Annotated in this window: 16 protein-coding genes; 10 read left to right on the top strand and 6 right to left on the bottom strand. The window is 66.8% G+C overall.

Annotated elements, in window-relative coordinates; all coding sequences use genetic code 11:
• The first annotated feature begins 64 nt into the window (after positions 1–64).
• Genes AruPA_RS04105 through topA form a run of 5 tightly spaced genes read left to right on the top strand, consistent with a single transcriptional unit; the run spans position 65 to position 6,636 of the window.
• Entirely contained in the window at positions 65–1,000 is a 936-nt protein-coding gene (locus tag AruPA_RS04105; protein ID WP_265635309.1) for an aspartate carbamoyltransferase catalytic subunit, read from the top strand.
• Entirely contained in the window at positions 993–2,267 is a 1,275-nt protein-coding gene (locus AruPA_RS04100; RefSeq protein WP_265635307.1) for a dihydroorotase family protein, read from the top strand. The genes AruPA_RS04105 and AruPA_RS04100 overlap by 8 nt, the downstream gene beginning before the upstream one ends.
• The gene (plsY, locus tag AruPA_RS04095) at positions 2,264–2,842 is read left to right on the top strand and encodes a glycerol-3-phosphate 1-O-acyltransferase PlsY (RefSeq protein WP_265635305.1); all 579 of its coding nucleotides are present in this window, start codon (positions 2,264–2,266) and stop codon (positions 2,840–2,842) included. Before AruPA_RS04100 ends, plsY begins: the two co-directional genes overlap by 4 nt.
• A complete protein-coding gene (gene dprA, locus AruPA_RS04090; RefSeq protein WP_265635303.1) occupies positions 2,839–3,960 on the top strand; it encodes a DNA-processing protein DprA in 1,122 nt (373 codons plus the stop codon). The genes plsY and dprA overlap by 4 nt, the downstream gene beginning before the upstream one ends.
• Before the next feature lie 39 nt (positions 3,961–3,999).
• Positions 4,000–6,636: a type I DNA topoisomerase gene (gene topA / locus AruPA_RS04085; protein WP_265635301.1), complete on the top strand. Its 2,637-nt coding sequence runs from the start codon at positions 4,000–4,002 to the stop codon at positions 6,634–6,636.
• A gap of 31 nt (positions 6,637–6,667) precedes the next feature.
• On the opposite strand, the gene AruPA_RS04080 is transcribed toward topA, so the two are convergent.
• On the bottom strand, positions 6,668–7,162 hold the full coding sequence (locus AruPA_RS04080; RefSeq protein WP_265635299.1) for a lysozyme: 495 nt from the start codon (positions 7,160–7,162) through the stop codon (positions 6,668–6,670).
• A 164-nt stretch (positions 7,163–7,326) separates the two neighbouring features.
• On the opposite strand from AruPA_RS04080, the gene AruPA_RS04075 reads away from it, so the two are divergent.
• Entirely contained in the window at positions 7,327–9,234 is a 1,908-nt protein-coding gene (locus tag AruPA_RS04075; protein WP_265635297.1) for a hypothetical protein, read from the top strand.
• On the opposite strand, the gene AruPA_RS04070 is transcribed toward AruPA_RS04075, so the two are convergent.
• Positions 9,218–9,547 carry a hypothetical protein gene (locus AruPA_RS04070; RefSeq protein WP_265635295.1) on the bottom strand — a complete coding sequence of 110 codons (330 nt, stop codon included), beginning with the start codon at positions 9,545–9,547 and terminating at the stop codon, positions 9,218–9,220. The two genes, AruPA_RS04075 and AruPA_RS04070, sit on opposite strands and share 17 nt — an antisense overlap.
• Positions 9,544–10,011, bottom strand: a complete 468-nt coding sequence (gene ruvX, locus AruPA_RS04065; RefSeq protein WP_265635293.1) for a Holliday junction resolvase RuvX — start codon at positions 10,009–10,011, stop codon at positions 9,544–9,546. The genes AruPA_RS04070 and ruvX overlap by 4 nt, the downstream gene beginning before the upstream one ends.
• Before the next feature lie 45 nt (positions 10,012–10,056).
• Here ruvX and gatC point away from each other — a divergent pair, with 45 nt between their 5' ends.
• Genes gatC through AruPA_RS04045 form a run of 4 tightly spaced genes read left to right on the top strand, consistent with a single transcriptional unit; the run spans position 10,057 to position 13,935 of the window.
• Entirely contained in the window at positions 10,057–10,344 is a 288-nt protein-coding gene (gene gatC / locus AruPA_RS04060; RefSeq protein ID WP_265635291.1) for an Asp-tRNA(Asn)/Glu-tRNA(Gln) amidotransferase subunit GatC, read from the top strand.
• Positions 10,341–11,822, top strand: a complete 1,482-nt coding sequence (gene gatA / locus AruPA_RS04055; protein WP_265635289.1) for an Asp-tRNA(Asn)/Glu-tRNA(Gln) amidotransferase subunit GatA — start codon at positions 10,341–10,343, stop codon at positions 11,820–11,822. Before gatC ends, gatA begins: the two co-directional genes overlap by 4 nt.
• Positions 11,819–13,282 carry an Asp-tRNA(Asn)/Glu-tRNA(Gln) amidotransferase subunit GatB gene (gatB, locus tag AruPA_RS04050; RefSeq protein ID WP_265635287.1) on the top strand — a complete coding sequence of 488 codons (1,464 nt, stop codon included), beginning with the start codon at positions 11,819–11,821 and terminating at the stop codon, positions 13,280–13,282. The genes gatA and gatB overlap by 4 nt, the downstream gene beginning before the upstream one ends.
• The gene (locus AruPA_RS04045; RefSeq protein ID WP_265635285.1) at positions 13,279–13,935 is read left to right on the top strand and encodes an SCO family protein; all 657 of its coding nucleotides are present in this window, start codon (positions 13,279–13,281) and stop codon (positions 13,933–13,935) included. Before gatB ends, AruPA_RS04045 begins: the two co-directional genes overlap by 4 nt.
• Here AruPA_RS04045 and AruPA_RS04040 read toward each other — a convergent pair.
• From AruPA_RS04040 to AruPA_RS04030, 3 genes are read right to left on the bottom strand one after another with little or no spacing between them, the layout of a single operon-like run.
• Positions 13,932–14,270, bottom strand: a complete 339-nt coding sequence (locus tag AruPA_RS04040) for a c-type cytochrome (protein WP_265635283.1) — start codon at positions 14,268–14,270, stop codon at positions 13,932–13,934. The genes AruPA_RS04045 and AruPA_RS04040 overlap by 4 nt on opposite strands.
• Positions 14,267–14,713 (bottom strand): copper chaperone PCu(A)C, encoded by a 447-nt coding sequence (locus tag AruPA_RS04035; RefSeq protein ID WP_265635281.1) that lies wholly within the window; start codon positions 14,711–14,713, stop codon positions 14,267–14,269. Before AruPA_RS04035 ends, AruPA_RS04040 begins: the two co-directional genes overlap by 4 nt.
• Positions 14,710–15,354 (bottom strand): SCO family protein, encoded by a 645-nt coding sequence (locus tag AruPA_RS04030; protein ID WP_265635278.1) that lies wholly within the window; start codon positions 15,352–15,354, stop codon positions 14,710–14,712. Before AruPA_RS04030 ends, AruPA_RS04035 begins: the two co-directional genes overlap by 4 nt.
• Positions 15,355–15,455 lie beyond the last annotated feature (101 nt).

Raw genomic sequence — 15,455 nt, 5'->3', positions numbered from 1 at the left:
GCGCCCTCGCGACCCGGCAGACCAGCACTTTGCGCCGGCAGCGCGTTTCTGTATGCAGTCACGCATGCGATTGCCGACACGCCATCTCCTGGGAATCGAAAACCTCCATCCCCGCGATATTTCGGCCCTGTTGGATCTCGCCGAGAGCTACGCGCTGCTCAACCGCTCGGGCAAAACCCGGCGGGATGTGCTGCGCGGGCGCACGCTGATCAACCTGTTCTTCGAGGACAGCACCCGCACCCGCACCAGTTTCGAACTGGCCGGCAAGCGCCTCGGCGCCGATGTCATCAACATGTCGGTCTCAACATCCTCGGTCTCCAAAGGCGAGACGCTGCTGGACACCGCCGCCACGCTGAACGCCATGAACTGCGACCTGCTGGTGGTGCGCCACAAGGCATCCGGCGCACCGGCCCTGCTGGCGCAGAAGGTCGATGCCGCGGTGATCAATGCCGGCGATGGCATGCACGAACACCCCACCCAGGCGCTGCTCGATGCGCTGACGATCCGCCGCCACAAGGGCACGCTCGCGGGGCTGACCATTGCGATCTGCGGCGATATCGCCCATTCCCGGGTTGCCCGGTCGAATATTCTGCTATTGATCGCCATGGGCAGCCAGGTGCGCGTGGTCGGACCGCCGACGCTGATCCCCTCCGGCATCGAACAATTCGGGGTGAGCGTGTTCCACGATATGCGGGAGGGTTTGCGCGATGCGGACATCGTGATGGCCCTGCGCCTGCAGACCGAACGGATGAGCGGCGGCATGATCCCGAGCGCGCGCGAGTTTTTCACCTTCTACGGGCTGGATGCGGCGAAACTTGCTTTCGCCAGGCCGGATGCGCTGGTGATGCACCCGGGCCCGATGAACCGCGGCGTCGAAATCGACAGCCAGGTGGCCGATGACACGACACGCTCGGTCATTCGCGAACAGGTCGAGATGGGCGTCGCCGTGCGCATGGCGGTGCTGGACGTGCTGGCCCGGACGGCGCTGCGCAATGCGTGATACGTTGATCACCGGCGCCCGGATCATCGACCCCGCCTCCGGCCACGACGCGATCGGCGATTGCCTGATCCGGGATGGTCTGATCGCCGATTTCGCCGGCGCCTTGGGCCGGCCCGCCGATGCGGCCGTGGTCGATGGCGCCGATTGCATTCTTTGCCCTGGCCTGGTCGATGGCCGGGCCTCGCTCGGAGAGCCGGGTTTCGAATATCGCGAGACCATTGCCTCGGCTGCCCAGGCCGCCAACGCGGGCGGCATCACGACGATCGCGGTGCTGCCCGACAATGCGCCCCCGACCGATGACCCGGCGCTGGTGCGCGCCCTGGCGAGCGCCGGCCAGGCCAGCGGGCGCATCACCATCGCGCCCTACGGTTGCGCGACGCGCGGTTGCAGGGGCGAGAGCATCGCCGAATACGGGCTGCTGCGCGCGGCGGGTGCCATCGCGTTTTCCGATGGCGCGCGCGCGATCGGCCCCGCGGGTCTGATGCGCCGGGCGCTATCCTACGCGCGCGGGTTCGGTGCGATGATCGTGCAGCATCCCGAGGAACCAAGTCTCGCGGCAGGGGGCGCCGCAACCGCGGGTGCGCGGGCAACCCTGATGGGCCTGCCCGGCATTCCGGTCTGCGCCGAGGCGATGATGGTGGCGCGCGACATCACCCTGGTCGAACTGACCGGTGGTGCGGTGCATTTCGCCCATGTCTCGACCGAAGCGGCGCTCGACCTGATGCGCGCGGCCAAGGCCCGCGGCCTCGCCGTGAGTTGCGACACCGCGCCGCCCTATTTCGACCTGAACGAGACCGCGATCGGCGATTTCCGCACCTACGCCAAGCTCTCGCCGCCACTGCGCAGCGAGGACGACCGCCTCGCGGTGGTCGCCGGGCTGGCAGACGGCACGATCGATGCGATCGTGTCGGACCATCAGCCGCGCGATGCCGATGACAAGCGCCTCCCCTTCGCCGAAGCCGCCCCCGGCGGCGCCGGGCTCGCGACGTTGCTGGCCATCACGCTCGCGCAGGTGCAGTCCGGCGCGCTGAACCTGCACACCGCACTTTCCCTGCTGACCGATCGGCCGGCGCGCCGGTTCGGGCTCGATGCCGGGCGGATCGTCAAGGGCGGGGCCGCCGATCTATGCCTGTTCGCGCCCGAGCGATCCTGGCGGATCGAGGCCGGCAAGCTGCCGGGCAAGGCGCAAAACACGCCGTTCGACGGCCGCGCGGTCGAAGGCGTGGTGGTTGGCACCTGGAAGGCCGGCATGAGGGTATTCGGATGATCGCGCTCGCAGCCTTGATCGGCTATCTGCTCGGCTCGGTGCCATTCGGCCTGATCCTGACGCGCGCGGCCGGGCTGGGCGATGTGCGCAAGATCGGCTCCGGCAACATCGGTGCCACCAATGTGCTGCGCACCGGGCGCAAGGGGCTCGCCGCGCTGACCTTGCTGCTCGATGCGGCCAAGGGCGTGATCGCGGTCCTGCTGATGCACAATGAAGGGCGCTGGATCGTCGTGATCGCCGGTTTGTTCGCGGTCATCGGGCATCTCTATCCGGTGTGGCTGCGCTTCAAGGGTGGCAAGGGTGTCGCGGTCGGTCTGGGCGTTCTGCTGGCGCAGGCGTTCCCGGTCGGGCTGATCGCGTGCCTGGTGTGGCTGGGGATGGCGTTCTGGCGGAAATATTCCTCGCTCGCCGCGCTGACGGCGTTTGCGACCGCCCCGCTCGTCGCGCTGCTGCTGGGGGACTGGCGGGTCGCGATCGGGGCCGTGGTGATCGCGACCCTCGTGTTTCACAAGCATCGCGCCAATATTGCCCGGCTGCGCGCCGGCACCGAACCGCGGATCAAGCTCGGCGCGTGATCGACCGGGTGGCCCTGCTGCGGCTGATCCGCACCGAGGGGGTCGGGCCGCAGACCTATCGGCGGCTGCGCGCCCGGTTCGATACGCCGGAAGAAGCCCTGGCCGCAATTCCCGCCCTTGCCCGCGCCGGCGGCCGGGCGAAGCCACCCTTCGTGCCCAGCCTGGGCGATGTGCGGCGTGAGCTCGACCGGCACGACAAACTCGGCGCGACACTGTTGTTCATGGGCGAGCCCGACTATCCGAAGCTGCTCGCCCTGCTGCCGGATGCCCCGCCGATGATCGCGGTGCTGGGCGATGTCTCGATCCTGCATCGGCCGATCGTGGCCGTGGTCGGTGCCCGCAACGCCTCGGTCAACGGCGCGCGGATCGCCGCGGATATCGCGGCGGAACTCGCGGCATCCGGCCGGCCGATCGCCTCGGGGCTCGCGCGCGGCATCGATGCGGCGGCGCACACCGCAGCCTTGCGGACCGGCACCACGATCGCCGCGATCCCCGGCGGGCTCGATGTCGTCTATCCGCCCGAACACAGGGCGCTCCAGGCCGAGATCGCCGCAAATGGCGTCCTGATCGCCGAGGCACCACCCGGCACGGCGCCGCTCGCGCGGCATTTTCCCAAGCGCAACCGCATCATCGCCGGCCTGTCGCTCGGTGTCGTCGTGATCGAGGCGGCCTTGCGCTCGGGCAGCCTGATCACCGCGCGCTATGCGCTCGACTACGGGCGGGAGGTGTTTGCGGTGCCCGGTTCACCGCTCGATGCGCGGGCCCGCGGCACCAACGACCTGATCCGCCAGGGCGCGCATCTGACTGAGTCGGCTGGCGATGTGCTGGCGAACCTGCCCGATCAGCCGGGCGCCCTGTTCGCCGATGCGCGGATCACGCCGGTTCAGCCGGGTCTCGCCGAACCGGTCGCGGCCCTTGACTCGGTCGGTTCGGACATCGATATGGCGCGGCGCGACATCCCTAGGTTGTTGTCCGCGAGCCCGATCACGGTTGACGAACTGGCATTGCACTGCCAGTTCTCCGCCTCCGTCATGGTCGCCGTGCTCATGGAACTGGAATTGGCCGGGCGGATCGAGACTTTGCCTGGCAATAGAATCGGGTTGCTGCTGGACCCGTAGCTTGCTCTGAATGCGCCCCGAACTGGAAAAATCGCCCAGATGAACGCTATCGTCGTCGTCGAGTCACCGGCCAAAGCCAAGACGATCAACAAATACCTTGGTGAGGGGTTCACCGTGCTGGCGTCGTTCGGCCATGTGCGCGATTTGCCGGCGCGTGACGGCAGCGTGCGCCCGGATGAGGATTTCGCGATGTCCTGGGAAGAGGACGCGCGGGGCGACAAGCAGGTGGCGGCCATCGCCAAGGCGCTGAAAGGCGCCGACACTCTCTATCTCGCAACCGACCCTGATCGCGAGGGCGAGGCAATTTCCTGGCATGTCCGCGCGATGCTCGAAGCGCGCAACATGCTTAAGGGTAAGATCGTCCGGCGCATCACCTTCAACGAAATCACCAAATCCGCCGTCCAGGCGGCCATGCGCGCACCGCGCGAGCTTGATACACCGCTGATCGAAGCCTATCTGGCGCGCCGCGCGCTCGATTATCTGGTGGGCTTCACGCTCTCGCCGGTGCTCTGGCGCAAACTGCCGGGCAGCAAATCGGCCGGGCGCGTGCAATCGGTCGCGTTGCGGCTGATCTGCGAACGCGAAGCCGAAATCGAGGTCTTCCGCAACCGGGAATACTGGACGATCGAGGCGGTGTTCACCACGCCGGCCGGCGCGCCGTTCCATGCCCGGCTGACCCATCTGGACGGCAGGAAACTCGACCAGTTCGACATCCCCGACGCCGCAGCCGCCGAGCGTGCGAAGGCCGCGGTCGAGCGCGGCGAATTCTCGGTCGTCTCAGTCGAGAAAAAACGCACGCGCCGCAACCCGCCGCCGCCGTTCACAACGTCGACCCTGCAACAGGACGCCTCGCGCAAGCTGAGCATGACGGCGCAGCAGATCATGCGCACCGCCCAGCAACTGTATGAAGGGGTCGAAATCGGCGGCGAAACCGTCGGGCTGATCACCTATATGCGAACCGATGGCGTGCAGATGGCGCGGGAGGCGATCGGCGCCGTGCGCAGCCAGATCGGCTCGGCGTTCGGCCCCGATTATCTGCCCGCCGCACCGCGCGAATACCAGACCAAGGCCAAGAACGCGCAGGAAGCGCATGAGGCGATCCGGCCGACCGATTTCACCCTCACGCCCGAGCGCGCATCCCGCCACCTCAGCCAGGAGCAGGCCCGCCTGTACGAGCTGATCTACAAGCGCGCCCTCGCCTCGCAGATGCAATCGGCCGAGCTTGATCAAACCAGCGTCGACATCGCGGACAAAGCCGGCACCACGCTGCGCGCGACCGGCTCGATCCTGGCGTTCGACGGGTTTTTGAAACTGTATCGCGAAGAACTCGACGACACCGCCGAGGATGAAGACTCCCGCCTGCTGCCCCCCATGACCAAGGCCGACCCGCTCAATCGCGGCAAGGTCACCGCCGATCAACATTTCACCCAGCCGCCGCCGCGCTACTCCGAAGCGACACTGGTCAAGAAAATGGAGGAGCTCGGCATTGGCCGGCCGTCCACCTATGCCTCGATCCTGACCGTGCTGCGCGAACGCAATTATGTGCGGATGGATGCGCGCCGGTTCATTCCCGAAGATCGCGGCCGGTTGGTGACGGCGTTTCTGGTCAGTTTTTTCGCCCGCTACGTCGAGACCGGCTTCACCGCCGCGCTCGAGGAAAAACTCGACGAAGTGTCCGACGGCAAGCTCGACTGGCGCAAGGTGATGCGCGATTTCTGGACCGATTTTTCTAACGCGATCGACCAGACCAAGGACCTCAAGATATCGGACGTGATCGACGCGCTCGATGAGGAACTCGGCCCGCATTTCTTCCCCGCGCGCGAGGACGGCTCCGATCCGCGCGTGTGCCAGGCCTGCGGTACCGGGCGCCTCGGCCTGAAACTTGGCCGCTACGGTTCGTTCATCGGCTGCTCGAACTATCCCGAGTGCCAATATACCCGCAAACTCGCGATCGACGGCACCGATGATGACGGCGACACGCTGCGCGACGGCATGAAGGTGCTGGGCACCAACGCCGATGGCATTCCCGTCACGCTGCGGCGCGGGCCGTATGGCCTCTATATCCAGCTGGGCGAACCCGATCCGGAGGACAAAAAGGCCAAGCCGCGCCGCGCCGCCCTGCCCAAAGGCGTGACGGGCGATGATCTGACGCTGGAACAGGCCCTCGGGCTGCTCTCGCTGCCGCGCATCGTCGGCGTGCACCCCGAGACCAAGGCGGAAATCCAGGCCGGCATCGGCCGGTTCGGACCCTATGTGAAAATGGGCCCGATCTTCGCCTCGCTCGACCGCGATGACGACGTCCTGGCGGTCGGGCTGAACCGCGCGGTGATGGTGCTGGCGAAAAAGCAGGAAGGGATCCGCGAGCTCGGCCCGCACCCGAAGGGCGGCGACCCCGTCATGGTCCGCAAGGGCCGGTTCGGCCCCTACGCACAGCACGGCAAGACGGTCGCCAACCTGCCGCGCGGCACCGAGCTCGACACCATCACCCTCGATGAGGCGGTGGCGCTGCTGACCGAAAAGGGCAAGACGCTGGCGCCGAAAGGCAAAAAGGGCGGCAAACCGGGCGCGAAGAAAACCGCTTCAGAGCCCAAACCGGCAGCCGCCAAGCCGCCGGCGCGCGCGGCGGCGAAGACAAGCGCGAAGCCGCACGCGAAAGCGAAGCCGAAAGCAAAATAGCGCAACCGCGCCGGCCAGGCTGGTGCGATGTCTACGGGTTCTGCGGCGTGAGGCTCGCCTGATCCTGGTTGAATAGCGCCTGCTCCGCCTCCCGCCGCCGTAACAGGCCGGGCAGCACAACCCCGCCGGCATAATCCCAGCGCACGAATTGCGCTGCCGCGCCCTGATAGTCACCCTGATTGAGCAGGGCGAGCAAGGTGGAGCGATAGAAATTGCCGGCGCCGACGTTGTAGATGAAATCGATCAATGCCGCCTCCTGATTGGCATCGAGCGGCACGAACACGGCGGCCGAAACCACGCTCTGTGCTGCCGCCAGATCGCGCTCGACCAACGCGAGCGCGTCCGCCTGGCTGATCGCCGGCGTATCGGCGGTGACCGGATTACCCCAGGCATCGATCGTCGAACCATACCCGATCGACCAGACCCCACCGGGATCACGATAGGGTTCGGCGCTGAATCCCTCGAACGGTTCCACCAATCGGGTGGCGGCGATCTGAAGCGGGTCGGGCGTAACTAAGATATCCATCGGTGATCGGCTCCTGACATTGCACCAAAAGATTTGCCATGAGGCCGGGGGGGTGAGAAACCATAAACACAACCTGGAAGTGCATGGCCCGTTTCCCCCTCGAGCGAAAGCAAAGATCCGCATTGGACGATAGCGCGCGCATAGCTTCATTCATGGCGGCGGCGATGACCGCGGATATCGCCAGTTTCGACCTGTTCGACACGCTGGTGCAGCGCGCCGTCTGGCGGCCGCACGATCTGTTCGCACTGCTCGCCGCCACTCTGCCCGACCAGGCCGGCCCATGGTTCGCGGCCGAACGCGGTCGTGCCGAGGCCGCGGCGCGCCGGGCATCAGGTATCACCGAGATCACGCTCGCCGCGATCTATGCCGAATTGGCCCGCACCGCACCGCAAGGCCTCGACCTGACCTCGATCATGGATCGGGAAATCGCCCTGGAAATCGAAGGGATCGCGGCTGACCCCGGCATTGCGGCTGCGTTTCGCGCCCTGGTTGCAGCCGGTCGCCGCGTCATCATCGTGTCGGATATGTACCTGCCACGCCACGCGATCGAAACCATGATCGAACGGGCCGGTATTGACGGGTACGCGCGGCTCTATCTGTCGAGCGAAACCGGCCGCACCAAGGCGAGCGGTGCGGTGTGGGATGAAATCCGCGCCGATTTCGGGCTGACGGCCGAGGCGCGCATCGTCCATCTCGGCGACCATCCGGAGGCCGATGGCGCGGTCGCGCGCCGCTGCGGGGTCACGCCGTCCCTGGTCTCGCCGCCTGAACGCCGGCTGCCGGCAAACCGCTATCAACCCAGCGGCCACGCGCTCGCCGACCTGCCCCATGCGCTGCTGCGCCGCGCCCTCGCCGCACAGCAGCACGTGGGGCAGGCCGGCGACCCATACTGGCTGACCCTCGCCTATCTGGTGGTCGCCCCCGCGGCGATCGGCATGGCCGGATTGATCCACAGCCGCGTGCGCGCGGAATGCCGCCGGCCGTTCTTTCTGGCGCGCGACGGGCTGGTGTTTCAGAAAGCCTATGAAACGGCCTGGCGCACCGAGGCAGCGCCCCCGTCCCACTACGTCTGGTCGTCGCGCCGGTGCCTCAATCTCGCCGCCATCACGACGCTGGATGCCAGCGATCTCGACTTTCTGTGTTCAGGGGTCAGCGACCTCACGATCGCCGAATACCTGCAACGCGCCGCGCTCGATCCCGCTGAAAGCGCGGTCGCGGCGGCAATGCATCGACACGGCGTGCATGGCCAGACCGCCGTGAACGATGCCCCGTCCCGCGCCGCCCTGCGCGCAATTTTCACCGATCTCGCGGACCCGATCACCGCGCGCGCCGGGATCGAGCGGCGCGATCTGCTGGCGCATCTCGACCAGATCGGGCTGTTCGATGGCAAGGCGCTGGTGGTCGATCTGGGCTGGCACGGCTCGCTGCAGCGCTCGCTCATCCGCCTGGGCACGATCGCGCGCGGCACCGCGCCCGACATTACCGGCGTCTATCTCGGCACCACCGCCAGACGCGCCCGTGACATCGAGGCCGAGGGATTTCTGTTCAGCGATAGCGCGCCGCAATCGGTCGTCGCCGCAACCGTCGGGCGATCGTACGAGGTGCTGGAGTTGCTGTTCTCGGCACCGGAATCCGGCATCAGCCATGTCGCCTGCCGCGATGGCGTGCCCTATCCGGTCCGCCTCGAACAGGCCGAGGAAGCCCCGCGTCTCGCCATTGCCGCGCTGATCCACGATGCCGTGACCGATGTGGCGCACGCGATGCGTCCCTATCTGCGCCAAGAGCATATCGCGATGCTGCGCGACCTTGCGTGTACCCGCCTCGCTGGCTTGCTTACCGCACCCGACCGCACCGATGCCGCGCGTTTCGCGGCAATCCCCCATGCCGAAGGGTTCGGCGCATTGTCCTACCGGCCGATCGTGCCACCCTCTGGCCGATCGCTGTTCGCCGCCGCCGGCGCGGCCCGCACCGCCTTCTGGCCGGCCGGATATCTCGCCCGGCTCGATCCCGGTTCACGGTTCGCGGTGCGCCTGATCAACCGCCTGCACCGCCGCATCACCGCGCCAGCGTGAGCACCAGCCCGCCCGCACAGATCAGCGCCCCCGCCACCAGCACCGGCCCGTCCGGGCGAACACCGTAGCCGAACCAGTTGACCAGCTGTGCCACGATGAAAAACAGCACCACATAGACACCAAGCACCCGGCCGAAATCCCACGGCCCGAGATTGACGAAAATACCATAGGCCGCGAGCACCACAGCGCCGCCGATCAGCCAGGAGATCCGCCCCGCCCCGCTCGCGTGCAAGCCGTTGCGCATCAGCGCATCGCCCCCCACCTCGAGCGCGGCGGCAAGGCCCAGCAGCAGCAGGATGCCAAGCCCCTTCACCCGGCGCCCGTGATGATATCGAGGGCCGCTTGCAGCATGTACGAAGCCGCCGCCGCATCGACCCGTGCGGCCCGCCTCGATCGCGATACATCGGCCTCGATCATCGCCCGGTTCACCGCGGCCGAGGACAGGCGCTCATCCATCATCGCGGCGGGCAGATCGGTCGCGAAGGTGATCGCATGCGCCCAGTCGCGCGCCGCCTGCGCCGCGGGGCCGTACGTGCCGTCCATCGACAGCGGCAGCCCGATCACCAGCGCCGTCGCCCCCTCCTTGGCCGCGATGTCGCGGAGCGTCCGCGCCATGTCGGCCAGTTTGCCACGCTTCATCGCGCCATAGGGTGATGCGAGCCGCCGGCTGACATCCGACAGCGCGATGCCGACGATGCGTGATCCCGGATCGAGCCCGATCAAGCGGGCGTTGCGGGGCATTGCAGCCACCAGATCGGTCAGGTTGAACAGTGTCATGGTCGCGTTTATGATCCAGACCGCACAGAAACCCAAGGGATGCCCATGTCGCTCGACCCCGCGACGGTTCGCCGTATCGCGAAACTCGCCCGTATCCGCCTCACCGATGATGAGGTGCCGCGCCTCGAAGGCGAACTCAATGCGATTCTCGGCTATGTCGAGCAACTCTCCGAGGTCGATGTCGATGGCGTGCAACCCCTGTCCGGCGGCGCGCAGATGGCGATGCGGCTGCGCGACGATGCGGTGACCGACGGCAATTATCCCGACAAGATCCTCGCCAACGCACCGGACCGGATCGGCAATTTCTTTGCCGTGCCGAAGGTGGTGGAATGACCATGCTGGACATGAGCATCGCCGAAGCGCTCGCGGCGCTGGCGGCGAAAAAAATCTCAGCCGTCGAACTGACGGATGCGCATCTCACTGCGGTCGAGGCGCTCAACCCGCGCCTCAACGCGTTCATCACCATCACCGCCGATCAGGCGCGCGCACAGGCACGCGCGGCCGATGCGGCGCGGGCCGCGGGCGACGCCCCTGCCCTGTCCGGCATTCCGATCGCGATGAAGGACCTGTTCTGCACCGAAGGCGTGCGGACCACGGCGGGGTCGAACATTCTCGAACCCTTCATCCCGCCCTACGAGAGCACGGTGTCCGCCCGGCTCAAGGCCGCCGGCGCGGTGATGCTCGGCAAGGCCAATCTCGATGAATTCGCCATGGGCTCATCGAACATCACCTCGGCCTACGGCGCGGTCGAAAACCCCTGGCAGCGCGATGACGGGGCGAAACTCGTCCCCGGCGGCTCCTCCGGCGGTTCGGCCGCGGCGGTCGCGGCACGCATGGCCATGGGCGCGACCGGCACCGACACCGGCGGCTCGATCCGTCAGCCGGCCGCGTTCACCGGCATCGCCGGCATCAAACCCACCTACGGCCGTTGCTCGCGCTTCGGCATCGTGGCGTTTGCCTCCTCGCTCGACCAGGCGGGCCCGATGGCGCGCACCGTCGAGGATTGCGCGATCCTGCTCGGGGCGATGAGCGGGTTCGATGAGCGCGACAGCACCTCCGCCGACCGCCCGGTGCCCGATTTCCGGGCCGCCTGCGCGCGCGGCGTCCAGGGCCTGCGAATCGGCATCCCGCGCGAATACCGCGTCGATGGCATGGCCCCCGAGATCGAAACCCTCTGGCAATCGGGCATCGACTGGCTGAAACGGGCCGGCGCCGAGATCATCGATGTCAGCCTGCCGCACACCCGATATGGTTTGCCGGTCTATTACATCGTGGCGCCGGCCGAAGCCTCCTCGAATCTCGCGCGTTATGATGGTGTGCGGTTCGGCGCGCGGGTGGATGGCGCGGATCTGATCGATCTGTACGAGCGCACCCGCGCGGCCGGATTCGGTGCCGAGGTAAAACGGCGCATCATGATCGGCACCTATGTTCTCTCGGCCGGGTATTACGATGCGTATTACCTGCGCGCCCAGAAAGTGCGCGCGCTGATGCTGCGCGATTTCAACCAGGCGTTCGCGAAGGTCGATGCCATCCTGACCCCCACCGCGCCATCGGCGGCCTTTGCGATCGGCGAAAAAATGGACGATCCGGTGACGATGTATTTGAACGACGTGTTCACCGTCCCCTCCAACCTCGCCGGCGTTCCCGCGATGTCGGTGCCGGCGGGGCTCGATGCGCGCGGCCTGCCGCTCGGCCTGCAGGTGATCGGGCGGCATTTCGATGAGGAAACCGTGTTTGCCGTCGCCGGCGCGCTCGAACGCGCGGCCATGTTCACGGCCATGCCGGCGGTACGCGCGGGGGCGGGCTCATGAGCTACACGATCGAAGGGTCCACCGGCCCCTGGGAACTGGTGATCGGGCTTGAGGTCCACGCCCAGGTGATCTCGAAATCCAAACTGTTCAGCGGGGCCGCGACCGATTTCGGCAGCGAGCCCAACACCCAGGTCAGCTTCGTCGATGCCGGTTTCCCCGGCATGCTGCCGGTGATCAACCGCGAATGCGTCGCCCAGGCGGTCCGCACCGGTCTCGGGCTGAACGCGCAGATCAATCTGGTGTCCCGCTTCGACCGGAAAAACTATTTCTACGCCGATCTGCCGCAAGGCTATCAGATCAGCCAGTACGAACACCCGATCGTCGGCATGGGCACGATCGATATCGAGCTCGAATCGGGTGAAACCCGCCCGATCGGCATCACCCGGCTGCATCTCGAACAGGATGCCGGCAAGAGCATGCACGATCAGCACGCCAGCAAATCGCTGATCGATCTCAACCGGTCCGGTGTCGCGCTGATGGAAATCGTGAGCGAACCCGACATGCGCACGCCCGAGGAAGCCGGCGCCTACATCCGCAAGCTGCGCACCATCCTGCGCTATCTTGGAACCTGCGATGGCAATATGGACGAAGGCTCGATGCGCGCCGACGTTAATGTTTCGGTCCGCAAGGCGGGCGAGGCATTTCGCACGCGCTGCGAAATCAAGAACGTCAATTCGATCCGCTTCGTGATGCAGGCGATCGAGGCGGAAGCACGCCGCCAGGTCGAGATCTGGGAATCCGGCGGCGCGGTGACGCAGGAAACCCGCCTGTTCGACCCCGCGCGCGGCGAAACCCGCTCGATGCGCAGCAAGGAAGACGCGCATGACTACCGCTACTTCCCCGAGCCCGACCTGCTGCCGCTGGTGCTCGATGAAGCCTGGGTCGCCACGCTGAAGACCGAACTGCCCGAACTGCCGGATGCCAAGCGCGCCCGCTTGATGCAGGATTACGGAATTTCGCGCTACGAATCCTCGATTTTCGTGATGGAACAGGTCACCGCCGATTTCTTCGAAACCGTCGCCAAAGGCCGTGATGCCAAGCAGGTCGCGAACTGGATGCTGGGTGATTTTTTCGCCGCGCTCAACCGTACCGGCCGCAGCATCGAGAACAGCCCGGTCAGTGCCGCCGATCTCGGCGCGCTGCTCGACCTGATCAAGGATGGCACGATCAACGGCAAGATCGCCAAGGAAGTCCTGGAACTGATGGTCGAAACCGGCGAGGCGCCGGGCGCCATCGTCGAGGCGCGCGGCCTGCGCCAGGTGACCGACACCGGCGCGATCGATGCCGCGATCGATCAGGTGATCGCCGCCCATCCCGACAAGCTCGCCGAGTACAAATCGGGCAAGGATAAATTGTTCGGCTTTTTCGTGGGTCAGGTGATGAAGGCGATGGCCGGCAAGGGCAATCCCGCCCTGGTCAACGAGGCCCTCAAACAAAAGATCGGCGCACCCGCAGCATGAGGCGCAGGCCGGAGCGCTGGCAGCTGGCTGCCCCGATCCTTGCGATGATGCTCACCCTCATCGCACCGGTCGCGGCCCGGGCCAACCCGGTCGTGCCGGTCACCGGGCTGGTCCCGCCGCTTGCGTTTACCATGACCGATGCGAGCACCGGCAAAAGCGTCACCGCCGCCGCGTTTCGCGGCAAGACAATCCTGCTGTATTTCGGCTACACCAATTGCCCGGATGTCTGCCCCGACACGCTCTACAAAGTGCATCAGCTCTACCTCAAGCTTGGCGCCGCCGCGGCCAACACGGTGTTTTTGTTCGTCACGGTCGATCCGGCGCGCGACACCATCCCGGTTCTGCGCCGGTACCTCGCGCTGTTCGACCCTCATTTCGTCGGGCTGCGCGGTTCGGCCAACCAGATCTATCGGCTGACGCGGCGCTACCGCGTCGTCGCCTCGGTGCATCCCTCGCCAAACCCGCAGGCCTATCAGGTGGTGCATTCGGCGCTGATCTATGGCTTCGGTCCGCACGGCAACGCACGGTTCATCATCCCCGACCTCGGCTCGAACAAGCACCCCGACTATGCCGCACTCGTCGCCGATATCGCAGCACTGCAATCGAAAACCCAGCCGCGCGGTCTGCTGACCTGGCTCGCCCGCCTGGGCTAATTGTCTGGTCTGCGCGTCGCCAGATAATCGGCGACCGCCCGCCGCTCGGCCGGCGTCAATGCGGCCGCGTTATTCTTCATCACGTAATTATGACCGATCCGGCCCGCCGCGATCGCGTCCAGCGCCGCCAGCGTGGCCGCGACCGGCAAACCCGCAAGCGCCGGGGCCCCGATGGCGGCATTGCCCCGCAGGCCGACGCCGTGACACGCCATGCACGGCAGCGCGCCGGACGATGTGCCATGCGCGACGATCCGGGCCCCCGCCGTCACATCACCCGCCTGCCCGGCCGCGCCGAGCACGAGGGCCAGCAGGCCCAAGCGTATCGGCCGCCTCATGGCGCCGCGGGCCTGCCGTCCGCGCCGTAGACCGCAAATTTCACGACCATCGGCGGCAGGCCGGCAAACAGCAGGGTCACCGCGGCGGCCTCGCCGGGTTTCATGTGCGGCTGCATGCACATGATATGATAGCCGCCGGGCGCGAACCGGAAATCGCCATGCGCCGGCACCGTGACCGACGGTGCCATCTTCATCCGGTCCACACCGCTTCGATTGACGGTCCGATGCAACATTGCCATGCCACACGCGGCCGATCGCACGCCGGTCAGCACGGCGGGTGACGCGCCCGCGTTATGCAAGGTCACGAAACCACCGGCGGGGATTTCAGGCAGCAGATAGCGAAACCACGCATCCCGCGCCGTGATCGGTGACGGTGCCGCCGCCATCGCCCCCCGCGTGCCGATCGCGAGCATCGCGATGACCGCGAGCTGCCAGCGCGTCATGCCGCGCCGGACAGGGTCTTGCGCACCAGAGCCGCCACCTGCGGCAAGTGCGGCGTGCCGGTCGGCAGCGCCGGCAGCACCGCGACGGCATGGCCATCCGGCGCGAACAGATAGGTCGCGTCACTATGGCCGATGCCGGAAACCGGATCAGGCGAGTCTGCCCCGCTCGGTGCGTGGTAGAACACGCCGAACCGCGCGGCCGCCGTCTTCAGTTCGCTGGGCGTGCCACGCAGACCGGTGAACACCGGTGGTGGCCCGAACTGCGCCATGAATTGTTTCAGCCGCGCCGGCGTATCGTAGTCCAGATCCACCGTGACGAACGCAATCCGCAGGCGCTGCCCGTCATTGCCAAGCAGCGACACCAGATGCGCCGCGTTTTGCATCGTCAGCGGGCAGGTATCCGGGCAGCGCGTGAAGCCGAAATACAAAATGGTCGGATGGCCGCGAAACGCCGCCTCGGTGATGGTCTTGCCGGTCTCGACATCCTGCATCCGGAACTTCAACGATTTCATGTGCCCGCCGACCGGCACGAACGCGGGCAAGGCCGGATCGGCCGCCGCCCGCCGCACGAGCAGCGATGCGCCGATCACGGCGGCTGCGCCGCCAAGCCATTGCCGGCGGCCGATTGTCAGACTGGTCATATGCGGGCTCCATTCTAGGGCTGGCAGGCAGGGAGGTTGCGGAAAAATCCGGTTCGTTCCGAAAAATATCAGGCACCGCCGTGCTACCGCGCCGCCTGCCG

Source organism: Acidiphilium sp. PA (assembly GCF_026191915.1).
In the GTDB taxonomy this organism is placed as follows: Bacteria; Pseudomonadota; Alphaproteobacteria; order Acetobacterales; family Acetobacteraceae; genus Acidiphilium.
Note: the sequence above shows the minus strand (reverse complement) of the source record. Positions and strands in the feature narration are given on the sequence as shown.

Bases quoted from the DNA above. Each gene is read 5' to 3' on its own strand.
- AruPA_RS04105 (WP_265635309.1), top strand. From the start codon at position 65: ATGCGATTGCCGACACGCCATCTCCTGGGAATCGAAAACCTCCATCCC.
- AruPA_RS04100 (WP_265635307.1), top strand. From the start codon at position 993: ATGCGTGATACGTTGATCACCGGCGCCCGGATCATCGACCCCGCCTCC.
- plsY (WP_265635305.1), top strand. From the start codon at position 2,264: ATGATCGCGCTCGCAGCCTTGATCGGCTATCTGCTCGGCTCGGTGCCA.
- topA (WP_265635301.1), top strand. From the start codon at position 4,000: ATGAACGCTATCGTCGTCGTCGAGTCACCGGCCAAAGCCAAGACGATC.
- AruPA_RS04080 (WP_265635299.1), bottom strand. From the start codon at position 7,162: ATGGATATCTTAGTTACGCCCGACCCGCTTCAGATCGCCGCCACCCGA.
- AruPA_RS04075 (WP_265635297.1), top strand. From the start codon at position 7,327: ATGACCGCGGATATCGCCAGTTTCGACCTGTTCGACACGCTGGTGCAG.
- ruvX (WP_265635293.1), bottom strand. From the start codon at position 10,011: ATGACACTGTTCAACCTGACCGATCTGGTGGCTGCAATGCCCCGCAAC.
- gatC (WP_265635291.1), top strand. From the start codon at position 10,057: ATGTCGCTCGACCCCGCGACGGTTCGCCGTATCGCGAAACTCGCCCGT.
- gatA (WP_265635289.1), top strand. From the start codon at position 10,341: ATGACCATGCTGGACATGAGCATCGCCGAAGCGCTCGCGGCGCTGGCG.
- gatB (WP_265635287.1), top strand. From the start codon at position 11,819: ATGAGCTACACGATCGAAGGGTCCACCGGCCCCTGGGAACTGGTGATC.
- AruPA_RS04045 (WP_265635285.1), top strand. From the start codon at position 13,279: ATGAGGCGCAGGCCGGAGCGCTGGCAGCTGGCTGCCCCGATCCTTGCG.
- AruPA_RS04040 (WP_265635283.1), bottom strand. From the start codon at position 14,270: ATGAGGCGGCCGATACGCTTGGGCCTGCTGGCCCTCGTGCTCGGCGCG.
- AruPA_RS04035 (WP_265635281.1), bottom strand. From the start codon at position 14,713: ATGACGCGCTGGCAGCTCGCGGTCATCGCGATGCTCGCGATCGGCACG.
- AruPA_RS04030 (WP_265635278.1), bottom strand. From the start codon at position 15,354: ATGACCAGTCTGACAATCGGCCGCCGGCAATGGCTTGGCGGCGCAGCC.